This is a genomic window from Glycomyces sp. NPDC021274, from assembly GCF_040641195.1.
Classification (GTDB): Bacteria; Actinomycetota; Actinomycetes; order Mycobacteriales; family Micromonosporaceae; genus Glycomyces.
In genome coordinates, this window is the sequence record NZ_JBFADC010000002.1 from 792,950 (window position 1) to 815,477 (window position 22,528).

The 22,528-nt window shown below is 67.4% G+C and carries 19 protein-coding genes and 2 pseudogenes; 6 read left to right on the forward strand and 15 right to left on the reverse strand.

Annotated elements, in window-relative coordinates:
• The first annotated feature begins 43 nt into the window (after nt 1-43).
• Together AB0I03_RS07390 and AB0I03_RS07395 are read left to right on the forward strand one after the other, a co-directional pair.
• Nucleotides 44-460, forward strand: a complete 417-nt coding sequence (locus tag AB0I03_RS07390) for a hypothetical protein (protein ID WP_360407922.1) — start codon at nt 44-46, stop codon at nt 458-460.
• A 264-nt stretch (nt 461-724) separates the two neighbouring features.
• Nucleotides 725-2,245, forward strand: a complete 1,521-nt coding sequence (locus tag AB0I03_RS07395) for a hypothetical protein (protein ID WP_360407925.1) — start codon at nt 725-727, stop codon at nt 2,243-2,245.
• Here AB0I03_RS07395 and AB0I03_RS07400 read toward each other — a convergent pair.
• The 9 genes from AB0I03_RS07400 to AB0I03_RS07440 all read right to left on the reverse strand — a co-directional run bounded on the left by AB0I03_RS07400 (nt 2,223) and on the right by AB0I03_RS07440 (nt 13,944).
• Complete coding sequence (locus AB0I03_RS07400; RefSeq protein WP_360407928.1) at nt 2,223-4,292, reverse strand: AAA family ATPase; 2,070 nt, start codon at nt 4,290-4,292, stop codon at nt 2,223-2,225. The two genes, AB0I03_RS07395 and AB0I03_RS07400, sit on opposite strands and share 23 nt — an antisense overlap.
• A 186-nt stretch (nt 4,293-4,478) precedes the next feature.
• Entirely contained in the window at nt 4,479-5,645 is a 1,167-nt protein-coding gene (locus AB0I03_RS07405; RefSeq protein ID WP_360407931.1) for an FAD-dependent monooxygenase, read from the reverse strand.
• Nucleotides 5,642-6,223 carry a TetR/AcrR family transcriptional regulator gene (locus tag AB0I03_RS07410; RefSeq protein ID WP_360407934.1) on the reverse strand — a complete coding sequence of 194 codons (582 nt, stop codon included), beginning with the start codon at nt 6,221-6,223 and terminating at the stop codon, nt 5,642-5,644. Before AB0I03_RS07410 ends, AB0I03_RS07405 begins: the two co-directional genes overlap by 4 nt.
• A 93-nt stretch (nt 6,224-6,316) precedes the next feature.
• Nucleotides 6,317-6,898, reverse strand: a complete 582-nt coding sequence (locus AB0I03_RS07415) for an NAD(P)H-dependent oxidoreductase (RefSeq protein WP_360407937.1) — start codon at nt 6,896-6,898, stop codon at nt 6,317-6,319.
• Nucleotides 6,885-8,624 (reverse strand): hypothetical protein, encoded by a 1,740-nt coding sequence (locus tag AB0I03_RS07420; RefSeq protein ID WP_360407940.1) that lies wholly within the window; start codon nt 8,622-8,624, stop codon nt 6,885-6,887. The genes AB0I03_RS07415 and AB0I03_RS07420 overlap by 14 nt, the downstream gene beginning before the upstream one ends.
• A gap of 2 nt (nt 8,625-8,626) precedes the next feature.
• A complete protein-coding gene (locus tag AB0I03_RS07425; protein ID WP_360407943.1) occupies nt 8,627-11,632 on the reverse strand; it encodes a hypothetical protein in 3,006 nt (1,001 codons plus the stop codon).
• Nucleotides 11,629-13,116: a tetratricopeptide repeat protein gene (locus tag AB0I03_RS07430; protein WP_360407946.1), complete on the reverse strand. Its 1,488-nt coding sequence runs from the start codon at nt 13,114-13,116 to the stop codon at nt 11,629-11,631. The genes AB0I03_RS07425 and AB0I03_RS07430 overlap by 4 nt, the downstream gene beginning before the upstream one ends.
• 241 nt (nt 13,117-13,357) lie before the next feature.
• Nucleotides 13,358-13,705: a helix-turn-helix transcriptional regulator gene (locus tag AB0I03_RS07435; protein ID WP_360407949.1), complete on the reverse strand. Its 348-nt coding sequence runs from the start codon at nt 13,703-13,705 to the stop codon at nt 13,358-13,360.
• Between the two features lie 80 nt (nt 13,706-13,785).
• Nucleotides 13,786-13,944, reverse strand: a complete 159-nt coding sequence (locus AB0I03_RS07440; protein WP_360408149.1) for a hypothetical protein — start codon at nt 13,942-13,944, stop codon at nt 13,786-13,788.
• A gap of 307 nt (nt 13,945-14,251) precedes the next feature.
• On the opposite strand from AB0I03_RS07440, the gene AB0I03_RS07445 reads away from it, so the two are divergent.
• Nucleotides 14,252-15,421 (forward strand): ricin-type beta-trefoil lectin domain protein, encoded by a 1,170-nt coding sequence (locus AB0I03_RS07445; protein WP_360407952.1) that lies wholly within the window; start codon nt 14,252-14,254, stop codon nt 15,419-15,421.
• A gap of 151 nt (nt 15,422-15,572) precedes the next feature.
• Here AB0I03_RS07445 and AB0I03_RS07450 read toward each other — a convergent pair whose 3' ends face one another.
• The 5 genes from AB0I03_RS07450 to AB0I03_RS07470 form a co-directional block, all read right to left on the reverse strand.
• Nucleotides 15,573-16,883, reverse strand: coding sequence for an RICIN domain-containing protein (locus AB0I03_RS07450; RefSeq protein WP_360407955.1), 1,311 nt, complete (start codon nt 16,881-16,883; stop codon nt 15,573-15,575).
• A 227-nt stretch (nt 16,884-17,110) separates the two neighbouring features.
• Nucleotides 17,111-17,821, reverse strand: a complete 711-nt coding sequence (locus tag AB0I03_RS07455; RefSeq protein ID WP_360407958.1) for a hypothetical protein — start codon at nt 17,819-17,821, stop codon at nt 17,111-17,113.
• A gap of 184 nt (nt 17,822-18,005) precedes the next feature.
• Complete coding sequence (locus AB0I03_RS07460; protein WP_360407961.1) at nt 18,006-18,476, reverse strand: hypothetical protein; 471 nt, start codon at nt 18,474-18,476, stop codon at nt 18,006-18,008.
• 16 nt (nt 18,477-18,492) lie between these two features.
• Nucleotides 18,493-19,533, reverse strand: coding sequence for a LacI family DNA-binding transcriptional regulator (locus AB0I03_RS07465; protein WP_360407964.1), 1,041 nt, complete (start codon nt 19,531-19,533; stop codon nt 18,493-18,495).
• A 62-nt stretch (nt 19,534-19,595) separates the two neighbouring features.
• Nucleotides 19,596-19,862: an alpha-L-rhamnosidase C-terminal domain-containing protein gene (locus AB0I03_RS07470; RefSeq protein WP_360407967.1), complete on the reverse strand. Its 267-nt coding sequence runs from the start codon at nt 19,860-19,862 to the stop codon at nt 19,596-19,598.
• Nucleotides 19,863-19,992: 130 nt separating this feature from the next.
• On the opposite strand from AB0I03_RS07470, the pseudogene AB0I03_RS07475 reads away from it, so the two are divergent.
• A pseudogene (locus tag AB0I03_RS07475) lies at nt 19,993-20,118 on the forward strand (winged helix-turn-helix transcriptional regulator); the annotation flags it as partial.
• Between the two features lie 47 nt (nt 20,119-20,165).
• Nucleotides 20,166-20,621 (forward strand): annotated as a pseudogene (locus tag AB0I03_RS07480) (ROK family protein); the annotation flags it as partial.
• On the opposite strand, the gene AB0I03_RS07485 reads toward AB0I03_RS07480, so the two are convergent.
• Nucleotides 20,622-21,755 (reverse strand): amidohydrolase family protein, encoded by a 1,134-nt coding sequence (locus tag AB0I03_RS07485; protein WP_360407970.1) that lies wholly within the window; start codon nt 21,753-21,755, stop codon nt 20,622-20,624. It abuts the pseudogene before it with no gap.
• A 145-nt stretch (nt 21,756-21,900) separates the two neighbouring features.
• Here AB0I03_RS07485 and AB0I03_RS07490 point away from each other — a divergent pair, with 145 nt between their 5' ends.
• Entirely contained in the window at nt 21,901-22,419 is a 519-nt protein-coding gene (locus tag AB0I03_RS07490) for a MarR family transcriptional regulator (RefSeq protein WP_360407973.1), read from the forward strand.
• Nucleotides 22,420-22,528 lie beyond the last annotated feature (109 nt).

A 22,528-nucleotide genomic window follows, 5' to 3' on the forward strand; every position in this document is an offset into this window, starting at 1 on the left:
GGCGGAACGCAACGACAACCGATTCGACCGTGGAGGAAATCCCATGTTCCACAAGAACTCGCAAGTGAAGGCGCCGATCAACGACCGCGTCCTGTTCATCGGTTTCCTTCCCGAGACGATGAGCGCCGAGGAGCTCGCGCCGTTGAACATGACGGTGGAGGAGCTGACCGTGCAGTTCGAGCGCAGCCGGGAAGCGATCCAAGCCCAGGGCGTCGCCGGGGAGATGTGCGGCATCAGCAAGGACCCCGACGAGGCCGAAGCCGAACTGCGCAAGCGGTTCGCAGAGGGCACCTTCGGCGTCGCGCTCATCGGCGGCGGTGTTCGCTTCCTCCCGGAGAACACCGTCCTGTTCGAACGGATCGTCAACGTGCTCATCGACCTCCAGCCCGGCATCCGGTTGAGCTTCAACAACAGCCCGCAGAACACGCTCGAGGCCGTCCACCGATGGCTCGACCACTAGCCGCCGTCCGAGTCCACAGGACCGAGTGCCGGCGCCGCCGACCGCGCAGAGGCCGCGCAAGGGTGCCTCTACCAATGTCGAATACTCTCCTTTGACACCGTGACCGATAATTGACCCACCAGCAACATAGGACTACAATGCAGCGAGGAAACCGGAAACCGGAAACCGGAAACCGGAAACCGGAAACCGGAAACCGGAAACCGTTGGCCCGTAGACGGTCCGACCGCGCCCTTCCGGAAACGGGTCATCCTCGCCGGCAGCACGATGCAGGCCCTGAACCGGCTGTATTACGACGTAGAGCCGCTCCTCGCTTCCGATCGCCGGCTGCTGCTCAGGTACTCCCTCTTCCACACCGAGCGCCAGTCCAGCGGTCAGCGATTCGCCCGCCAACGCGAGATCGACCTGGTCGATTGGGCGAGCCTCCGGGACGATCCTCCGGATCTGCTCATCGCCTCCGGGGCGACCCGCACACTCCACGAACCGGGCTGCGCATTCGGCCTCATCCCCCACGGCGCCGGCCACAATCGCTTCACCCCGTTCTTCAAGGGAGTCTCCGGACTCGCCCGAGGCCAGCTCCGCAGCGAGGACGGCAGGCTGCCCGCGTACATCGCGCTCCCCGGTGCAGCGGCGGCGCGGCGTCTGGCCGTCGACTGCGTGGAAGCCTTGCCGGTCAGCGAGATCACCGGCGACCTGTGCTTCGAGCGGCTGCGTCTGAGCGCGCGCATGCGCCGCGAATACCGCCGTGCATTGGGGGTTCAGGGCCGACGCCTGGTCCTGGTCACCTCGACCTGGCTCGGCCATTCGCTGTTCGCACACCATCCCGCCCTGCCTGAGCGATTGCTCGCGGCGCTGCCGATGGACGAGTTCGCGGTCGCGTTCATCCCCCACCCGAACATCACGGCCGTCCACGGCAGCATGGAAAGCCTCTTTCGCCGCCAGCTGGAGAACGGCCTCATCATGGTCGACCCGGCAGAGGGATGGCGCGCCGCCGTCCTGGCCGCCGACTGCGTCGTCGGCGACCACGGATCGGTGACCTTCTACGCGGCCGCGCTCGGCATCCCCACTGCGGTGGCGGCGTTCGGATTCGCCGAGATGCCGCCCGAGTCGCCGCTGGCCGGGTTCGGACGGGCGGCGCCGCGCTTCGACCCGGAATCGGACCTGCTCGGCCAGATCGAACGGCTATGCGATGCCGACCCGATCCGCGACCAGTGCTTCTCCGAAGCCCTCGCCGAACCGGAACCGGGCCCGGCCGATCGGGTGCGCGCCGGCCTGTACCGGGCATTGGAACTCGACGGGCTCACTGCACCTGCGCCGCGGATGTTCCCGCCCGCGGTCCAGGTCGAACATGTGCGCCTCACGTCGGCGTGGCGATGCGAAGTGGACTTTCGAGAAGACGCGGCGACTTGGCGGCGCTTCCCGAGCGACGACGGCCGGGCGGGCCCCGGTCACCTGGTGGCCGACGTACGCTGCCTCGACGTGGACGCCCGGGACCGTGCCGACATCATCGTCCGGCACCGCGATGCGCTGGACGCATCTGCGGCGCTGGAGGAGGCCGCACATCTGCTGCGGGAGCAGCCCATGGCCGAGGTCGCGAGCGTCCGGACCGGCCCCGCGGCGCTGATCTGGGCGTGCGCCGACGGGCGGCGTCTGCACGCTGCTTGCTCCCCTGAGACCGTGGACGCGGCCGTCTCGGTGTGGTTCGCCGCGGGTCGCCCCGACTCGGGCGACTGGCGGCTCGAGGGCCCGGGGGGCCCGGGACGACTCAGCGTCCGACCGCGCCGTTGAGATCGAGTGTCCGCCGAACGCGTTCGGCGTCCAAGAGTGCGCCATGGGCCTCGTACAACTCCAGCGCCCGCCGAAGCCGCTCCTCATGCGGCCGTTCAGGCTCCACTTCCCCGATCCCGACGTTGAAACGGGGAGCACCACGTTCGGCCAGCGCCCAGGCGATGCGCTCATGCGTCTCGGCTGCCAGCTGCCACAAGCCCGCGCGGGTCACCTGCGCGACCGCGGCGTCGACTTCCGCCAGCGCTCCACGCTCGTGACTGGCGAAGCGGAGCATGGCGAGGTCGAGTGCAGCCCCCGCCATGTTGCGCTCGTCCCCCGCTTCCTTCGCACTGTCGATCGCGAGCCGCCAGGTGCGCTCGGCCTCTGCGAACGCGCCTTCGTCGTGGAGGAGTTCGGCGATCGCCCGTAGGCGGATGCCGATGGCTCGTGGCCGTCCCAGCTCCTCGGCGTTGGCCAGCGACATCGACAAGAGTTCACGGGCCTCGGCGAAGCGGCCTTCGCGGCGGCGCAGCCTGCCGAGGACTTCGGCGAGAGTGCCGACCAGGTACGTGCAGCTGAGGCGGTCGGCCGGGTCGTCGACGGTGCTCAGTGCTTCGGTGGCGACGACGAGGCCGCGGTCGAGGACCGTTCCGGCCTCGGCGAACGCTTCGGTCTTGATCAGGCACATGCCCAGCATCGACGACAGGTGCGCGACGGCGACGGGTCCGTCGGCCACGGCCAGCGCCGTTCTGAAGCAGGCGGCGGCCTCGCGGTCTTGCGCGGTGTTCGCGAAGTAGGCCCACAGTGCTTCGGCCAGGGCCCAGGTCATGTCTGACCAGCGGTGGCGGGCGGCGATCCGGAGTGAGTCCTGGAGTGCGGTGTGCAGCGACCGGAACCACTCCATGGCTTCGGCGCTGCCGCCGAAGGCGGGCGGGTCGACGCGGATGGGAAGCCTTGGCGCGTACCGCAGCCGGTCGCGCCCCATGACGGCGATGTCGGCGAGCTGGGCGCGCCGGGCATGCCAGGCGAGGGAGTCGTATGCGGCGCTGAAGAGGTCGATCGGAACGGCTTCGCCTCGGGCAGGCGCCTCGCCGGCGATGCCGTGCTCGACCCGGTACCACCCGGGTCGGACCTCAAGTGCCAGACCGGCGTCGAGCAGCTCCTCGAACGGCGCGGGCAGACCGCCCAGGCTCCAGTCCCTGGAACCGGTGAAGATCCCGGTGAGTGCCCGCTCGAACTCCGTGCCGGGCAGGGAGGCGAGCAGTCGGTAGAGCCAGCGCGCGGCCTCAGTGAGTCCATCGTAGACGCCCTCGAACAGGCTCGATCCGGCGAGCGCCTCGCGGACGTCGAAGAGGTCGGACAGGGACCGGTGGCGGATGAGCCCGGCGAGGGCGCGCAAGTCGGCCGGGTGGCCGCCGAACTCCTCGACCAGGCGCGGCACGACTGCTTCGTCCAGGTTGGGGCAGGCCTGGCGCAGATGGTCGGCCGCGGATTGCGGACTGAGCGGTCCGAGACGGTGGTTGACGTAGTCCTGGTCGCGCATGGGGTTGCGGCTGACGACGAGATATCCGGCGGCCTTGGATGCGGGGCGGAACTGGGCCGCTTCGCGATCGCGGGTGACACCGTCGACCACGAGGAGGAGTCGGCGGTCTCGGGTCACCGACTGAAGGAGCGATGCACGGCCTTCGAGGTTCGGCGGGATCTGCGCCGCGTCGATGCCGAGCCGGAGCAGCATCGAATGCAGCGCCTGGGAGGCCTCTTCGTGCTCGAGGTCGACGTACAGCTGACCGTCCGGGAATCGCTCCCGCAACGCATCGAGCACCATCGCGGCGACCGCGGTCTTACCGCACCCTTCGTCACCGACGATCGCGACCGGCCGGCCTTCGCGCAGCGTATCGGCGATCTTCTCGACATCGGGTTCCCGGCCGGTCCATTCGGGCCGGACCAGTGGCCCCTCCCGGGGGCCGACCACGCGCGGGCCGTTGTGCACCTCGATGCTTGCGGCCTGATAGACATCGCGGACATCACCGTTGAACTCGTTGCGGCCGGAAAACGGTGCTTCGGGCATCGGTGCTCCTGGGGTGCGTCGCTTGCTGGCATCATCGTCCCACAGAATCCGAACGGGACCGGTTCAGCGTGCGGGCTTCGGTCGCGCGGGACCGCCTCAACGCTCCCGGCTGCGGCCCGCGCGGCGCCGCCGATCGACTCGGCTGTCCTTGCCACCCGCTCCTGCCTCCGACGCTGAACCGGCCGTTCAGGCGAGGAGTTCAGCGACCGTCTTGCGGCCCTTGGGGAACAGGGGACCGACCATCAGGCGGTCGAGTCCGGGAAGGCGCATGGCGCGAAACCCCCAGCGGCGCAGCAGGAGCTTGGCCGGGGTGCGGGGCAGGAACCATTCCGTGACGCGGTCGCGGGCCGAGTCCTGCACCTCGCCGACGACTGGGCGCCAGCGCCGTTCGTACTCGGCGATGCCCTCGGGCACCGAGGAGGCATGGTGGAGGCATTCGGCGAGAAGGTAGGCGCCGGCGACGCCGAGCGAGGCGCCTTGCCCCGCAATCAGGGAGACTGCGCCGGCGGCGTCGCCGACGAGCGTGGTGGCGCCGTCGCTCCACCGCGGCATGCGGATCTGGGCGACCTGGTCGTAGTAGATCTGGTCGGGTGCGGGGCAGTGGGCGAGGGCGCGGTCGGCGAGTTCGCCCATCCCGGCGTAGGCGGTGCGGAAGGCGGCGCGCGGGTCGTCAGGCAGGGCCGGGTCGGGGGTGCGGTGGACCGCGAAGACTGCGACTCGGTCGCCGGTGAGGCCGTAGAAGCCCATCTGGCGGTTCAGGGTTTCAGTGAGCACGAACTGCCCGCGCACCTGCGCGTACAGCTCGGGATCGGTGAAGAGGTACGCGCCGGTGTGCATGCCGAGGTAGCGCAGGTAGTCCTGTTCAGGGCCGAACGCGAGCGCGCGCACTCGGGAGTGGACGCCGTCGGCGCCGACGATGAGGTCGGCGTCGATCACGGTGCCGTCGGAAAGGTGGGCGCGATTGGCTTCGATTCGCTCGACGGTGGTGCGGTAGCGCAGGTCGATGGTGTCGCCGAGGTGCTCATGGAGCATCTGCTCGAGCGCGGGCCGCATGACGCTGGCGATCTCGCCGTCCAGCGCTTTGGAGAAGAGCCCGTAATCGATGCTGACCGTAGTGCGGCCGTAGTCGTCGATGTAGCGGAACTCCTTGACAGGGCTGGCGAATCGGCGCAGCTCCGCGGCCAGGCCCATGGCGGCCAGGGCCTCGTATCCGGGGCCGAAGAAGTCGATCATGTACCCCTGGGCTCGCGGTCCGGGAGCGTGGTCGACCAGGTGGACGTTCCAGCCGTGGTGGTCGAGGCGGTGGGCGAGGGCCAGGCCGGCGATGCCGGCGCCGCAGATGACGGCTTTCATCGGTCTGCTCCGTTCTCGGTTTCGGTGAGTCGGCGCAGGAGCGGCACGAGTCGTGCGGCCGACAGCTGCGGGTCGAGGCCTTTGTGGAGGATGAAGCCGTCGATGACCGCCATGATGAGGACCGCGGTCGTCTCGGCGTCAGGGTGGTCCTTGCTGACGAGCGCCGCAGTGATCGCGGCTCGGAAGGCCGCCACGAGGTCGTACATCTGCTCGCGCAGCACCGGGTCGCGGGTGGCGGCGATGTAGGCCTCGATGAACAGCAGTGAAGCGGGGTCGGTACCGGTGTACCGGTCGATGTCGGCCAGCATCGCCTCGACGGCGTCGGCGGGATCAGCTGCGCCGAGAAGCTGCGCGGCGTCCGTCAGCAAGGGGCCCATCGCTTCGATGGCGGCTTGACGCAGCAGCGCCTGCAGCGATTCGAAGTGGTAGTGGACCAGGCCGGGACGTACCTCGGCCCGCTCGGCCAGGATGCGGGTGCTCACCCCGTTCCAGCCGAGCTCACCGATGAGCTCCTGCGCAGCGGCGACCAGCCGCGCCCGAACCTCGCGACCTCGGTCGACATTGGTCCGACCGGTCATACGCACCTCCCTGGTCGATCGTCTTGGACGACTGACCAATCATAGCGCATGACCGCACCGACAGCCCGGAGCGTGCCGGCAGAACTGTCCCAACTACCCGGCTGCGGTTGTCACCGGTTGGGCGCCGGGGACCCGGCGAGGGTGATTCTGGGCAATGGAAGCAGCCAGTTCCTCGGCAGCTTGGTGAATACGTTGATGCAGCTCTTCGTCGAGGCGCTGGAGTGGTGCGCGGCTGAATACCGAGGTGCTTGTCACTGCGCATTTCATGTAGGTGAGAAGAGGCCGGACAGAAAGGTCGAGGGCGAGGCAGTGTCGGTCGGATCCACCCGTTCCCGCGAGGACGACTGGCTTGCCTCTCAGGTCGTCGCGTCCGATGATGTCTACCAGTAGCTTCAGGAGCGGTGAATAGCTTGCGTTGAGAATCGGGGTCGAGATGATCAGGGCGTCGGCCCGGGTGATGCGGGAAACGAGATCCTCCACAGCTGCAGTCCTGTTGCGGTTGAGGAAGCTCTCCATCATCTGCAAGGCATGACTTTTCAGATCGAGTAGCCGAAACTCTCCCTCGATCGCGTGCAACCGAAGAGTGGTATCAGTCGCGGAGGACATGCGCATTGCGAGCTCGGTGCTGGCGGACGCGGTGCTCGTTCCTGCGGAGACGATCTCAACCGTCACCATTGTCAGACTCCGCGGTTGTATACGGAGCTGCGAAGCCGGAGATGAAGCGTCGGGTCTCTGCGACGATGAGGTCCACGTCGTCGATCGATTCCGCGTAGTGCGCGCCGCCACGCAGGTCGTGGTGAGTCCAAGGAATCGACTCGGACCATCGCTCGCGGACCGGCGCGAACAGGTGGTAAGGACAGTGTTCGTCATCCTCGCCATGGAAGCTCAGCACCCGCAGATCCACGGAATCGCCGGGGACCGGGTACGAGAAGTAGGCTCCGTCGTCGCCGTCGAGGTCGAAGCGGTCTCCGAACCAGGTCTCATGGGAGGGATCGGCGGCGCATGCGGCGCGGACATGGTCCGCGAGCGGTCCCATCGTCCCGCCGATGATCAGGCCGTCCACGGGGAGTCGGGACGCGCCCGCCAAGGCGAGTGCGGCGCCGAAGCTCCAACCTGCCAGGATCACCGGATGTCCGCGCGGAATCTCCCCGAGCACCCATGAGATGTCCTCGATAGAGGAGCGCTGCCAGGTCTTCCAGGCGGCCGTCGTATGGTCTGGCGCGGTCCCCCTCGACCCCCGATAGTTCAGCGATCGCCAGTCCCAGCCTTGCGCAACCGCGTGCGGCGCCAGTCCGAAGAACCTGAGCTCGTCCGTCTCGTAGGATTCAGGACCTCCGTGCAGATGGACGATGGTGCCGAGGTGGCGGTCCGTCGCGGTGATCCTCAACGCCCTTGGCCCTTCTTCCCCTTGACTCGCCAGGTACTTCGTGTGGGGAGTCCGGGCCCATGTCGCCGGATCGATGACCGCCGTATCGTCCTCGCTTTCGACTCGGATGCCGTCAACCGTGCTGCGCGACAGCCATATCGGGGAACCGACGCCGATGTGCTTCTTCCCGGGGCCCTCGCCCACGAGATCGAATCCGATACCACCCTGCCCGTCATGGATCCGGTGGACCGATTCGTGGAAACCGTCGAAGATCGCGCACAGCACCGTCCGGCCGTCACCACCGAGACTCCCGATATTCCCGGGGGCCGGTGAGGTTCGCATCCGCCCGGTTTCGTCGATCACCGCCACTGAATCGCCACCTGATCCGCGGACGGCGACGTACAGGCGGCCGTCTTCAGTGCTCCAGACGCTGGTCCCGTACGCGGACCGGAATTCCAGAGCGTCCGGCTCGGATGCCGTCCAGATTCGGACCGCATCGCCCTGCGGCCCGAGATTCACGCGTGCCGCGACGTGTGTGCGGCTGGCGGCGACAATCTCGAAGTCACCGAGCGGAGGAAGTTCGCGGACACCCCATGCGCTGAGCTCTTCCTCACCGATGAGCACCGTGTGCACACGGGTGCGCTGTTTTCCCGGGTCGACCACAGAGAGGCGGTCGCCGGTCACGACGCAGTACGGTTCGCCCTCCGGCGTCGGGAGATCGGTACGTCGACACTCCCGAACCGGTCCGCCGTCCCAGTCCGCCATTGCAAAGTAGAGGCCCGAACCGGTGTCGGTCCCGATGATCGCCCCTGCCGCCACATGCACTTCTTCGCAGTCCGCGACCGCATCGGGAAGCCGGACCGGCGTGATGGTCCCGTCGTCGGCCAGCCACGCTGGTCCACTGGAGCAGACCACTGCGGTGCGGTCGCCCTGCCGGCTGACCGGGACGGCGTCCATCGTCTCCCAGAGAGACTCGGAGGAGTAAAGGGGCAGGCTGTCGCCAGCGCCGACCGGTTTCCACTGCGCCCGTTGCACTGTCATCGCTCCACCAGGATGGTCCGGTCGGCTCCGATGGAATCGGCCGCGGTATGTGAGACGTACACGAACGATCGCGACTCCTGTTTTGCGATATCCCTAAGCCTTGCGAGCATCTGTTCCTGATCGCTCGCGCTCATGGCGCTGAGCGTCTCGTCGAGCATGGTCACTCCCACCGAAGTCGCGATCGCGTATTCGGCCAGGAGGGCCTGCCGCTCGGACTTCACGAGGTCGCCGAGCGTCCGAGTTTCAGTGCTCCGCTCCGGCGCGGGGAACTCGTTGCAGGACAGGGACTTGACGGGGATGTCGTCCCCGATGAGCGACACGTCCGCATTGGGGAGGCGTTCATTCAGCGCCCTGAGGGCGACGCTCTTGCCGGCACCGCTGCGGCCGGCGACCCGAATCACCAAATGGTCGGACTCGGCCAATGCCGCTTCGATCTCGGCAACCGCACTCGTGTGGTGCACCGGTTCGCGTTCTTTGTCGACATCTGCGGATTCGAGGAGCGCCATCACACGTTCGGCGGCGGTCATGGCTACGCTGACGCGCTGCACCGATTCGATCAGGCGCGGCAATTGTAGGGCGATCGAGTAGATGAAGTAAGCAAGGACGACGGGGACGAGGGCACCGCCAAACGCGGACAGCAACGCGGATGCGCTCAGCCCGAGGATGAGCACTAGGACGCTGACCGACTGGAGCTCAGTGCGCCGACGCATCATTGCCGTCACGACGCTGATCGACGACTCTTCGAGTCCTGCTTCTGCTCTGGCGTATGTGGTCCCCGCGGCCGCGCGGATCGAGGCGTTGCCGGCGATGAGCTGCTCGCCGAGGATCGCCGTCGCGTCGTCCAGGAAATGCCCCCGCTGCTTCGCCTGCGCCGTCGTCGCCGCGACCAGGCGGCGCTCCCCGCGGCGGTAGACGAACCACGCCGCGGGCAGGACCATGACGATGATGGGCAGCAGCAGGGGGCTGCCGAGCCCCGCGGCGATCGCGAAGACGCCCACCTCGGCGCAGATCGCCAACGCGGCGACCAGCTGGCCTGGTGCTTCCATCTGCAGAGCTGAGAAATCCTCGCCGTACCTCCCGACGAGTTCACCAGTGCGCCGCGGCCCGGCGATGCCTTTCAGCCGGTCGCCGATTCGGCGATGCAGCAGCGTGATCCGTTTGATCGGGGTGTGGAACTGGAGCCCCAACGCAACGAGACCGACACTGAGGATTCCGGCCGTGACCAGTCCGATCTGGAGGGCGCGCTGCTGCGGCGCGCTTCCGTCGACCGCGTTGAGCACCACCGGGAAGCATACGGCGAGTCCTGCGCTCGCGAGCGCCGCGACGACGATCACCGTAGCCCCGGCGCCTCCGAATATCGTTGTCCAGATCCGCACCGACCCGCGGACTGTCGGTGTCGGCGAGGGGAAGACCGGGTCGCCCGCACCGGTCTCGGATTCGCTCGATTCCATGTCGGGAAGGCGATCGACCGCCGTCTCATCGGAGAGCGGGGAGAGCGTCGGCAGGGGACGTGCTTCCAGCTTCAACTCCTCGTTGTCAAGTGATGCGGCGTATCTCCGGTCGGCACAGGGGCCGGCGAGATCGCCGCCGATGAGGACCAGCGGGCGGCCGCGTGAGGTGATGTTCCTGGTCGCGCGGGCGCGCACGCCGGGATCGAGGGCGGCCAGGCATTCGGCGTCCAGGACGCAGGGTCCTTCGGTCGTCGCGAGTACTGCGGCGATCGCGAGCCGGTGAAGCTCGCCTCGGGACAAGGTTTCGATTCTGGAAGCGTCGACGTCGAAGTGGAGGTCGCCGGGCAGTTCGAGAGCCTCGATCCATTCGTGGAACGCATCGCGCTCGGCATCATTCAGCGTGACGTACCAGTCGGCTGCTACCGCTGCGGGTAGGCGCGGGTCGGCGGGAATCCATCCGTGGTCTGCCTCGACAGCCGAGCGCATGGCTTCGGCCGACACCGCTGCGAGTGTCGGATGGTCAACCATCGAGATCCAGGTGACGCCGGGATCGGAGGGGAGCACGCTCCGGACGTGGTCGTCCGCGTCCGCTTCGATCCGGCGCTCGTCCCAGGCTCGGAGCATGGGTACGGCGAGCCGGATCACCCGGTAGTTCACGATGACTTCCTGCAGAGCGCTGTATAGCAGGGTGGAAGCCACCAGGAGCGGTACAAGTGAGATGAGGGAACCGCCGAGGCCGACGGCCGTGGCGATGGCGGCGATGCCGACTACGACCGGCACTGCCGTGGTCGAGACGATCCCGTTGAGGACTTGGAGCCGCGCCCGTTCACGGAGCACCGGTTCCTGCCGCTCCCGCGCACGCTGCATCCAGCCGGAGATGAACCGGTCGAGTTTGGCGTTTCGCAAGGCGTGCACCGAGGTGCTGATGTCCCGGATCCGTTCGACCCGGTTCGATTCGAGGGCGATGAATTTCTCGTAGACCTTGCCGACCGCATGGACGAGTCGCACCGACACCGCGGTGACGAGCACGAGTCCAGCCAGGGCGATCCAGCCGACGAGCTGGTACACGACTGCGACGTAGCAGGCAATGCCCACCGCCTGTGCCAGGCTGAGCCCGAAGTCGAGAACGTAACTGACCTGGCTGATTTGCGGTGGGTGGGTCGTGAACTCGCCGACGAGGTTCACGCTCCGGCCCGAACGGCCTCGCATGGCATCGTCGAAGAAGGAGCGGAACGCCAGCATCCTGGTTCCAAAGACGAGTCGCAGTTCCGACCGCTCCTTGAACCAGCCGAAGACGAAGCTGGCGACAACGGCGACCATGAGTCCCAGGCCGCTGGCGAGCATGCCTTCCGATTGGCTGATCGAGTCGCTGAAATGCGAGAACCCGACCGGGATCAAGATGGTGGCGGTCACCGCGCAGGCGCCGAAGACGAGCACGGCGATGGTTCTGCGGCGTTGCGCGAGGAAGAACCCACTCCATGCTTTCGGTCCCCGGCGCCCGGAAATCAGCATCGCGAAGGTTCGATGGTCCAGATTCAGGTTCGTGCTCAACTGATCCGGCTCCTCGCGGCCATGAGGTTCTCCGTCACGATTGCACTCTCCGGGTACTTCGCCTGGAGGGCGAGCAGGTTGTCGAAGATATCGATTTCCGGGTCGGCGAAGGATGCTGCTTCGAGGCCGATCAGTTCCGCCTCCGATCGGTCCTCAATAGACTCAAGTGAGGCGGCAACGCGGCGCCAGATCTCGAGCACATCGACGTGCCTGTCCGAGTCGCTCAGGAGTCGCAGGAGTGCGAGACCCGCCTGTGCCGACCCGAGTGTCCACGCGGCGGTGTATCCGTCGACAGCCGCGTCGGTTCTCCCGAGTCGCTCCGAGATGTACGCGTACAGCTCGTGCGCGCCGGTGATCGCCGGATCGAGCTTCCTGGCCTCGGTGGCGGCGGCGAAGGCTTCTTCGAGCTGTTCGTGGTCGCACAGGAATGATGCCAGATCCTGCCAGTACTCGGCAAAGAGCGGATCGAGGAGCGCAGCCTGCCTGAGGGTCCGTTCCGCGTCATCGGGTCGTCCCAAGGCCCCGTATACGCGTCCGAGGTTGTTGAGCAGCACCGTCTGATGGAGTTGCCCATCCCATTCCGTTTCACCAAGGATGGCGATGCCGTGTTCCAGCAGCGAGGCGGCCTCGTCGTAGCGACCCCACCGGAAGAGCAGGAGGGCGTATCCGTTCCGGTTGAACACGGTCTCGTACACGACGGCCTTGGTCTGCTCGAGATCGGTCAGAATCTCGTGTGCCTCTTGGAGGTACCGGCCAGCGGCGTGGTCGTCGAGCCGCCCGGTCGGATGATGCCTCGCGTACATCATTGCGAGGCTGTACTTGGCTCGAGCGGCCTCGATCCCGCCCTCGTCTTCCCAAATCTTGAACAGGCGCTCGGCTTCGCCGCTGTCGCCTTGCAGGCCGTAAGCCAATGCCATCGAAGTGGCGAGCTTGGGACCGGGCTCGTATCCGGACTCCCCCACTGTCCTCGCCAGCTGTACGGCCGACCATGAATCGCCGTATGCGAGTAGGCGATCGAGTTCATGAGCAATGGATGACTCGTCGAGTTGCTGCTTCTCGATGAGGATGGTTGTTCTCTCGAAGGCGGCGTCTTCCTCTTCGAGCGGCCGGGCGTATGACTGCCGACCCGGTTCGAGTTCCAGCAGCAGTCCACCACTTTCGAGCGCGGCGAAGAAGTCGTGGTCGGCTTCGCTCAATGCACCATCGACCTCCACTGTGATACCGTCCTCGTACTGGCCGGCAAGTTGGTCGCCTATGTAGACCAGTCCTCTGATCACCCGTTCCTTGGTGTAGAAACGCAGTTGGTCTCCGGGAGTCTGCGCGTCGCTGAGCGAGAGTTCAACACCCGGCGAACTGTGCGACACGGAGCGCAGGTAAACAGCGCATTCGTCTCCGATCATGTTCACCACCAGCGGATGCGCAACGAACGACCTCGCGCCGCTGAACGGGATCCGACTCGATGCCTTGACACTGATTGACGGCATTGGCTCTGCCTTCCTCCGACGTTTCAGGGTGCGGAATCTCGGAACCCGCGTCGTAGCGACCGCGGGTTCCGAGATTCCGCAAGGGTTTTACATCGGGGCCTTGTAGCAGTACATGACGGCCATGTTGGTCTTCGGCTTCTGAGTCTCGCGCTTCTTGATCTTCATGATGAGACCTCCTTGGTGCATTCGAAATGTTCTGGTTCCAGTCGAAACCGACCGGACTTTGAATTGTGGTCAACCGTCAGCCGCGAGGCAATGGTTTGCGCTGTGGTTGGCGGGATCCCGACAGATCCTGTCGGGATCCCGCCGCTTTTTCCCCGGCTGCGAGACCACTGATTTCGATCGGCCCCAGGAGGTGTTCGTCTTTCAGGATGCCGAAGGCGTACGCCCGTGCCCCGACCGCCACCGGACCCTGGACTCCCAGCGTCTTCGCAAGTCTCGTCGCCTCCCGCTCCACCGTCCTCGTCGACAGGAAGAGCGACTTGGCGATCTGCGAGTAGCTGAGTCCTCTTGCCATCTCGAGCAGGATCGATTGCTGGCGGGGTGTGAGGTGACCGGTCAGGGTGTAACCGGGAATGCTGTCCGTCATATGCAATGGTTCCTCTAGCGGAGCTTCCGAAGTTGTCTTGCATAGTGGATGGCATCGATGAGCCACCCCGATCAGTCTGCCTACAGGACATGGGTTTCACGAGGCGAGATACCGGCGGAATAGCGGCAGGAACTCTCCGGATCGCTCATACCCCTCGGGTTGCTGGCGCTCGCGGGGCGACTGCCGATGTAGAAGCTCGGGTGCGGCGGCTGGTTGTAACCGGTGTTCTGCCAGGCGATGGCCTATATCGATATAGGGATTTGCTGCATAGCTGCGTTCTCATGCGAGCGCAACCACCTCATAGCGCCCGAATTCTGTGTTCATATGTGGATAATTTTCTCATATCACCTCGCGAATGCTTGATCCGTTGGGGCGCTATGAGCCGACTTGCGGCACTCGATCGATAAAAATTTCCTGCCCGACCCTTGCCCCGGGGCGCCGAGCCCACCTACGCTGGACATCGTATTGACATATGTCAAAACATCCATTCATACGAGCGCACCACCGGCAGCAGCTTCCTCGTGTCTGTCCCTACAGGAGGATTTGTTGAGCAGTCAAGTTTTCAACCGGCCAGGGCCGAAACGGTTCGCGCTGGCCATCTTGACGGCGCTCGCCGCCATGATGACCAGCCTGGTCGTCGCCCAGCCGGCGTCCGCGCAGCAGAACCCGTACGAGCGCGGTCCGAACCCGACGGTGCAGAGCGTTGCGGCGCAACGCGGCACGTTCGCCACCGCTGAGATCACCGTCGGTGGCGGGCACGGCTTCAAGGACGGGAAGATCTACTACCCGACCGACACGAGCCAAGGCACGTTCGGCGCGATCGCAGTAGTCCCCGGCTACACCGCCACCTGGGCCGCCGAAGGTGCCTGGATGGGCCATTGGCTCGCCTCGTTCGGGTTCGTGGTCATCGGCATCGACACCAACAGCCCCAACGACTGGGACAACGCCCGCGGCACCCAGCTGCTCGCCGCGCTCGACTACCTCACCAAGGAGAGCTCGGTCCGCGACCGGGTCGACCCGACACGGCTCGGGGTCATGGGTCACTCCATGGGCGGTGGCGGCGCGATCAACGCCGCGATGAACCGCCCCAGCCTGCAGGCCGCGGTTCCGTTCGCTCCTGCCTCGTTCTCCCAGAACATGTCCAACGTCCACGTGCCCACGCTCCTCATGGGCGCGCGCGACGACGGCACGGTCACCCACTCGTCCATCACCACCCTCTACAACTCCAAGCCCGCCACCACCGAAGCCGCGTACGTCTCGCTCACCCGCGGCGGTCACGGCTTCCCGACCTGGGGCAACACCGAGGTCACCCGCCGCGTCATCCCCTGGCTGAAGATCTGGATCGACAACGACACCCGCTACACCCAGTTCATGTGCCCGGCCCTGGCCGACAACACCGGCGTCGCCAGTTACAACCACACCTGCGGCTTCGAACCCGGCGGCCCCGGCGGACCGGGCGAACCCGAAGCGGGATCGATCGTGGGCGCGGCGTCGAACCGCTGCATCGATGTCGCGTCCTCTGCGAACGGGACGCAAGCGCAGTTGTGGGACTGCAGCACCAGCCGGGCCGGCCAGAACTGGACCCGCACCGCCGCCAATGAACTGCGCGTCAACGGCAAATGCCTCGACGCTGAAGGCGCAGGGAACGCGGACGGGACCAGGGCGATCCTGTGGGACTGCCACGGCGGCACCAACCAGCACTGGACCGTCAACTAGGGACTGACAACAGCTCGCCTGCCGGCGCATATGCGATGGCGTTCGCGTTACTTCGCGATGACCTGGGTGCGGCAGCATCGGCGCTGGGTGTTGGGAAAGCGCTCGATGCCGCCGCACCTGGTGGAGTGAATCGTTCCAATCGTGTTGCGGCTCAGACTGCTTGGCGGGTGAAGCGTTGGTTGGTGCCGCCGTTGGGGGTGTACTGGGAGATGCGGGCGCCGTCGGCGGTGGACCGCTCGTAGACGTCCATGGCCAGGCCGGACTGGCGGTTGATGATGCTGACGACGTTGTTGCCGTGGTCGGTCAGGCGCCAGTGCTGGCTGTGGGCGTTGGTGTCGGCCTGCTGGGTGATGTCCGCGCCGTTGCTGTTGCTCGCGACCTGCAGGACCAGGCCCGAGTGGCTGGCTTTGATCTTGAAGTGGCCGTCGCCGGCGTCGACGAACTGGAACTGCTGGTTGGTGCGGCCGGTGCCCGACCACTGGTGCAGCAGCGCCCCGGCAGCGGTGGAGATCCCGTTGATGTCGGCGTACTTCCCCGAGTGCTGCGCGATCAGCCGGTAGGTGCCCGGCTCGGTCGGCGTGCTGCCGAGCGAGGATTCCCATCTGGCGCCGGATCCTGTCGCGTCGGCCGGGAGCCGGTCGCGGGCGGCCGTGTCGCCGTACAGGCTCCAGCGCATCCAGTCCACCCAGGTCCTCATGGCCACACCGTTGGTGGCTCCCCATCCGGTGCCGCCGTGGTCCGCGCCGACGAAGGTGAGGAACGCCTTCGGGGAGGACAGTTCGGCGTAGGCCTGCCGGGCGGAGGAGAGCGGGCAGACGGTGTCCTGGTCTCCGTGGATGAACAGGACGTTGGCATTGACCGTGCCACCCGGGTTCCCCATGTCCACGCAGGCGACGGGGACCGCGGCCTTGATGCGGGAGTCCGGCCAGGCGGTGAGCAGCCCGTGGGTGGTCATGCCGCCCATGGAGTAGCCGGAGACACCGACAGCCGCAGTGTTGATGTGGCCGGCCAGCGGGTCGCTGCCGCTGTTCAGGGCGATGGTGCGCGTGAGGACTTCCGAGACGTCCTTGGACAGGTTGCCGTTGTACGCTTCGCCGATGCTCGAGCCGAAAACGGGTGCCGGGACGATGAACCCCGCTGCTGCCAGCGGGCGGATCTGCTCCTGGGCGCGCTGCGGGCTGGCACCGGAGCCGTGCGTGTACTCGCAGATGGGGAACACGCCGTTGGCGACAGGCGCGTTGGTGACCGGGGCGCCGCCGGGGGTCCCGGTGGCGGCGGGGTAGTACACGTAGGTGGTGACCTGGCGGGAGCCGCGGGTCCAGTTGTACTGGCGCACACCGATCGGGAACGGATTGGTCGGCGCGGTGGCGGCGAGCGCCGACCCCGTCCCGAGGAGGGACGCGCCGACCCCGACCGCTCCGGCCGCGCTCAGGCTCAATAGGGCTCTTCGGTTCAAGGACATGGAGACTCCTTCATGGAGGACGTGAGGGAAGTGACGGCGAAGTGCCGTCGGACGGCGAGCCGACGCCAAGGAGTGCGGCCGCAGTCCTGGTCCGAGTCGACCAGCTGTACTAAAAACGTTTTCAGCGAAGTCGATAATATCGATACAAATCACTATAGTCAAGACCTTCGATGTCATGGTTCGGACGGTCCGGCCACCACCTGCACGGGGCGGCGAGCGAACGCCTGCTAAGAGCAGAGCAGCCCTGTCGCGGAGTACGGGGCGATGGTGAGCACGACTCGGGCACCGCCAGGCGTCGGTGCCAGAACGATTCGGTCGCACTGGAATCCGGACGCGGAGGCGCCCGACTCAGTGGCGCACAGGTCGCCCGCGGTGGCCGTGATGGTGGGGAGCTCGACGCGGCAGGCGAGCGGCTCGGCGTCGTCATTGACGATCACGACGCCGGCCATGTTCTCGTGGTTGATGAAGGCGAGCGCCGCAGTGCCGTCGGAGACGGTGACGGGACACGTGCGGAAGGCCCCCTCCCCTAGTCCCATGCCGACGCTGAACAGCGCGAAGGCGCGGGCCTGCGGCCAGAGGACCGCGTGGTCGCCGTGCCAGTCGTAGATCGCCTGGGCGATCACGAGGCCAGGGGTGTTCTGGTCGGGGTCGGCGGGCACGTTGCCGGGGAGTGCCGACATGAACGCCGCCCCCGCCAGCCGCGGTTCGTTGGCGAGGTCGATGAGCGTGCGTGCGGCGAAGGCGACGGCGCGCTCGCCCTTGACCTCCGGGGCGGTGGTGTCGCCGAAGTAGTTGTGGTTCCACTCGTTGAGGTAGACCGGGAGCCGGGGCCGCCCCGCGGCGTCGAGGAGATCGTCGAGCGCGTCGAGTTCCAGGCGGCGTCCTGGATGTGGGTCGTAGGCGTGGTAGGAGACGAACCAGAGGTCGGCGGCGCTCACGCGAGGGTCGCGCAGGATCGTGCCGAGGGACCCGAATTCACCGCCGCGCCGGTCCTCGCCGGGTCCACCGACGACCAGGTCGGGGCTAACCTCTCGGACGGCGTGTGCGGTATGGACGGACAGATCGGCGGCTGCGGCCTCCTGGAGCTGTAGCTGGGGTCCAGGGGATCGATCATGACCGGGGTCATCGGCTCGTTGAGCACGTCGACGGAGTCGATCCGGTCCCCGAAGCGCTCGATGACGGTGCGAATGAGGTGCCGCCAGGCGTCCCAGTCCAGCGGGAGGCCGTTTGGAGATCCGTTGTGGGACAGCCAGGTCGGAGTGTGCAGCAGGTTGAGCTGATGCGGATGCCGTGCCGTTCGGCGTGGTCGAGCCAGTGGAGCGGGCGCCAGTCCCAGTTCTCGCTCTCGCGGATGCCACCGGCGTTCGCGTGCCAGTCCCCCAGGGTCGCATCGGGAAAGGGCTCGTCGAAGAGCCGGTTGACGTGCAGTGTCCCGCGCTGGAACCGGAATCCTGCGGCTTGCAGGAGCGGATAAACCGCTGCGGCATGGTCTTTGCTCGGCTCGTTCGAGAGGCCGAACAGGTCGGGGCTCGCGTGGGGGTTGACCGTGCCAGTGAAGTCGGCGACGACGAGGGTCGAGGTCGTGGCGTCCATGGCGATCTCGTCTTGCTCAGGCGGATTCGCGGACGACCAGCTCGGTGGGGAGCATTCGTGTCGTGGCCTCGGTGCCCTCGATGGCCTGCAGCACTTCGCGGACCATGGCCTGAGCGACCGCCGCCACGGGCTGGTGAACCGTGGTCAGGGCCGGGACGGTCCGGGAGGCGATCGCGGAGTCGTCGAAGCCCGCGACGGCGATGTCATCGGGCACCTCCAGGCTGCGGGCGCGGACGGCTTCGATCGCGCCGGCGGCGAGCAGATCGGAAGTGGCGAAGACACTGTCGATCTCGTGCCCGGCGTCCAGCAGTGCCGTCATGGCGGCGTACCCGTCCGCCTGCGAGTACCGAGCGGCCGGTTCGATGTGGACGAGATCGCGACCGAGACCGCGCGTGAAGGCCTCGACGCGCTGCCGCGGGCCGAGTGTCTCGGGATAGGCGACGATCACGGCCGTGCGCTGGTAGCCCTGGGCGGCGAAGTGGCGGCCGAGTGCTTCGCAACCGGGGGCGTCGTCGGTGTGGACGAGGGCCAGCCGGCGGGATTCGGCGAAGGGGTTGCCGCAGACGACGACCGGCAGGGCCCGGGACTCGAGCAGGTCGAGCAGTGCGTCGTGTCCGCTCTCGGCGGGGCTGACCAACATGACGGCGTCAACATGACCGGCGCGGATGAACGCCGCGACGCGGTCGCGCTCGGCCGTATTGGCGGCCGTGAGGAAGACCAGGGAGTAGTTCGCCTCGGCCAGTTCACGGCTCGCCTCCTGCAGGACGAGCGCGTAGTTCGGGTCCTCGAACAGGGCCGTCGGAGCCGCACCGAGGATGAGGGCGACGCTGTTGGTGCGCTGCATGACCAGTGCCCTGGCGCGGGCGTTCGCGGTGAACCCGGTCTTGCGGACCGCCTCCGCGACCTTCTCGCGGGTGGCGGGGCTGACCCAGTTGCGGTCGTTGAGCACCCTGGAGACCGTGCCGATCGACACGCCCGCGACGTTGGCGACGTCCTGGATCGTGATGCCTTCGCGGCGCCGGCGCGGACGGGGCCGCGAGTACTCCTGCTCGGCCATGCTGCTCCTGTCGGTGAGTTGCACGGGCGCGCCGCGGTGCCCGATGATGCTTCGTCTCGACCCTACTCTGCGACGAGTACGGCTCCGCCGTACTCGGGCTGCGCCTCCTCGACCCGCAGCGGCTGCCCGGGGTGTCCGCGAACCTCGACGACGGCACCGGGCGGCGCGGCGTAGCGCAGGTGCCGGATGCCGTCTTCGGCTCGGCGCCATGACACCTCGTACCGGCCGTAGGGGGATGCGAACGCAAGATCGGCGGAGGCGACGTCGCGGAGGTCGAGCGGGTCGATGACGACGTGCCGCCAGCCGATGTCGTCGGCGTGCTGGCGCAACCCGGGCGCACCGCAGAATTGCGAAAATCCGAGGACTCCCCCGATCCAGTACAGTGACCCCAGCCGCTCACCGGCTGCAGCATTCACCCAGCAGGAGGCCGCCTTGCGCTCGTTCGGGGCAAACACGCGCATGCCGACCCTGGCCGCGGTCCTGGACCTCATTCGCGCACGCGGCTCCGTGAGCCGCGTCGAACTGGCCGAGGCCACGGGCCTCACTGCGGCGACCATGACGCACACCGTCCGCAAGCTCATCGCACTCGGCATGGTCCACGAGGTCGGCACCGTCCCCTCGTCGACGCGCTCGGGGCTCCATGCGACTGCGGCAACCGCGGCTGCCTCGACCGGGTCGCCGGGCCGACCGCCATCGTGGAGCAGGCCCTCGCGGACCCCGACCTCGCCGACCGCATCGAACGCGCTGCCGACCCGCTCACCGCATTCCTGTCGATCGGCCGCGCCGCCCTCCAAGGCGGCCGATCCGCAACCGAGCTCATCGACACCTCCACCCAGCGACTGGCGGTCGCGACCGTCACGCTCGTGAACCTGTTCGACATCGGCCGCGTCGTCCTCGCCGGGCGGGCGTTCACCGGCATCGGCCCGGTCTACCGGGACGCCCTGCAGACCGTGCTCGATGAGGCGATCTTCATGCGACACGTCCACACCGTCCAGGTCGAACTCGCACCTGACGTCACACAGGCGGCCGCCGTCGGAGCCGCAACCGTCATCCTCCGAAACCTCCTCGAGTCCCCCGAAACGGCCTGATCAGGCGAGCGCTCGACGGGCCAGTTCGAGACCGGCGGTGCGGAGTGCGGCCAGGTCGAGGTGGAGCAGGCGGCCGTCGCGCTTGACGACGCGACCGTCGACGATGACAGTGTGGACGTCGGCCGGCGTCAGCGAGGCGACCACCCCGCCGCCGCTCGGGTGGCTGAGGCCGTCGACCAGGATGACGTCGGCTCTCTTGCCCGCCTCGAGCGAGCCCGTCTTGCCGCCGAGGCCGATCGACCGGGCGCCGTGGAGGGTCGCGTTCGACAGCACCTGCGCCGCCGGATACATGGTGCCGGACCGCATCCGCTCGAATCGGAGCGTGTCGCGCATCGGCTCGAACAAGTCTGCGGGCGCATTGACGACGACATCGGTGCCGAGCGCTGCGTGCCCTCCGGCGTCCAGGAAGGTGCCGAAGGCCGAGACGCCGTGGCCCATGGTCGCTTCCACCACTGGAGTGACCGTGACGGCGACGCCGGCATCGGCCAGCATGCGCGCCTCGACCGGCGTCATGGCGTTCATGTGGACGAGGTTGAGGTCCGGCCCGAGCAGCCCCTCCTCATGCATCCGCGGGAACGGCGAGCCCGGTCCGCCGCTCGCGTGCATCGACACCGGCAGGCCGAACTCTCGGGCCGCGGCGATCTCGCGAACGCCGTCCTCCCAGGACCCGTATTGCGGTCCCATGATCGCCAGGCCGCCCGTGACCAGACCGTCCATGGCGGCCAGTCGCTGCAGGTCGGCCTCGCCGGACGGGGCCGCGTGGCCGACAACGGTTCGCAACCCGCCAGCGGCGTAACCGTCCACCACCGCGTCGGTGTGCTCGGGCGTGACAGTCGTGTTGCTCCAATCGAAGACCGAGGTGATGCCCGCATCGAGCGCTTCGGCCGCTCCGAGCAGCACTGCCAGCCGCGCGTCATCGGGACTGTAGGCCGACAAGGCGCGTCCGAGGATCAGCCGGAAGTAGTCCGGCAGCGTCATGTCTGCGCCGACGCCGCGCAGCGGTGCCTGCCAGACGTGGCGGTGCGCATCCACGAGCCCGGGCATCACCACCTTGCCGCTCGCGTCGATACGGGTGTCCGCGACGTGCGGCAGGTCCTTCCCGATGGCGGTGATGACGCCGTCTTCGATGAGCACATCGGTGTCGGGCAGCTCAGCGCTCCCGTCGCCGGGGACCACGTGACCATTGCGGAGCAGCATGCTCATGAGTTACCTCCATAGAAAGCTTTCTACAAAGATATACTGAAAGCTTTCTTGGTGCAAGTCCGGGTAGGATGACTTCGTGAGCAGGGATACCGTCGACGCCATCGCCGAAGCGTGGCGCAAAGAGCTCCCCGGCGTGGTGGGCTCGGAACTGGAGCTCGGCAAGCGGGCGGCGCGGCTCTCCGCGCTGCTCGGCGAGCGGGTCGAGACCGAGCTGGCCCGCCTGGGCCTGACCAAGGCGGAGTACGAGATCCTGGCCGTGCTACGAGCCTCCGGCGAGCCCTATCGGCTGCGCCCCTCCGAGTTGTCGCAGCGCCTCCTGCTGTCCTCGGGAGGGACGAGCAACCTGCTGCGGCGCCTCGCCGCCGCGGACCTGATCGACCGGGAGCCCGACCCGTCCGACGCCCGGAGCTCCTGGGTGGTCCTCACGCCGCAAGGCGTGAAGGACGCCGAGGCGGCCGTGAAAGCGGCCAGCCGAGCGCAGGCCGCGCTGCTCGAAGCCGTGCCGGCCGAAACGGCCCGCACCGCGATCGACGCCCTGCGAACGATCCTGGTCGCACTCGGCGACCAGGCTGACCCACAAGACCCGGACAGCTGATACTCCAGTCGGTCCGGGAACCACGGATTGCGCGGGCGCGGGCCGTTGTTCCCGTGGTGTGCTCGGAGCTTGGTAGAGGGGCGACGGTTGCCAAGAGCGTGCCCGACCA

Excerpts from the sequence above, each read along its gene's own strand:
- AB0I03_RS07465 (WP_360407964.1), bottom strand. The coding sequence starts at position 19,533 with ATGGCCGAGCAGGAGTACTCGCGGCCCCGTCCGCGCCGGCGCCGCGAA.
- AB0I03_RS07430 (WP_360407946.1), bottom strand. The coding sequence starts at position 13,116 with ATGCCGTCAATCAGTGTCAAGGCATCGAGTCGGATCCCGTTCAGCGGC.
- AB0I03_RS07450 (WP_360407955.1), bottom strand. The coding sequence starts at position 16,883 with ATGTCCTTGAACCGAAGAGCCCTATTGAGCCTGAGCGCGGCCGGAGCG.
- AB0I03_RS07405 (WP_360407931.1), bottom strand. The coding sequence starts at position 5,645 with ATGAAAGCCGTCATCTGCGGCGCCGGCATCGCCGGCCTGGCCCTCGCC.
- AB0I03_RS07460 (WP_360407961.1), bottom strand. The coding sequence starts at position 18,476 with ATGGACGCCACGACCTCGACCCTCGTCGTCGCCGACTTCACTGGCACG.
- AB0I03_RS07395 (WP_360407925.1), top strand. The coding sequence starts at position 725 with ATGCAGGCCCTGAACCGGCTGTATTACGACGTAGAGCCGCTCCTCGCT.
- AB0I03_RS07410 (WP_360407934.1), bottom strand. The coding sequence starts at position 6,223 with ATGACCGGTCGGACCAATGTCGACCGAGGTCGCGAGGTTCGGGCGCGG.
- AB0I03_RS07390 (WP_360407922.1), top strand. The coding sequence starts at position 44 with ATGTTCCACAAGAACTCGCAAGTGAAGGCGCCGATCAACGACCGCGTC.
- AB0I03_RS07400 (WP_360407928.1), bottom strand. The coding sequence starts at position 4,292 with ATGCCCGAAGCACCGTTTTCCGGCCGCAACGAGTTCAACGGTGATGTC.
- AB0I03_RS07435 (WP_360407949.1), bottom strand. The coding sequence starts at position 13,705 with ATGACGGACAGCATTCCCGGTTACACCCTGACCGGTCACCTCACACCC.
- AB0I03_RS07415 (WP_360407937.1), bottom strand. The coding sequence starts at position 6,898 with ATGGTGACGGTTGAGATCGTCTCCGCAGGAACGAGCACCGCGTCCGCC.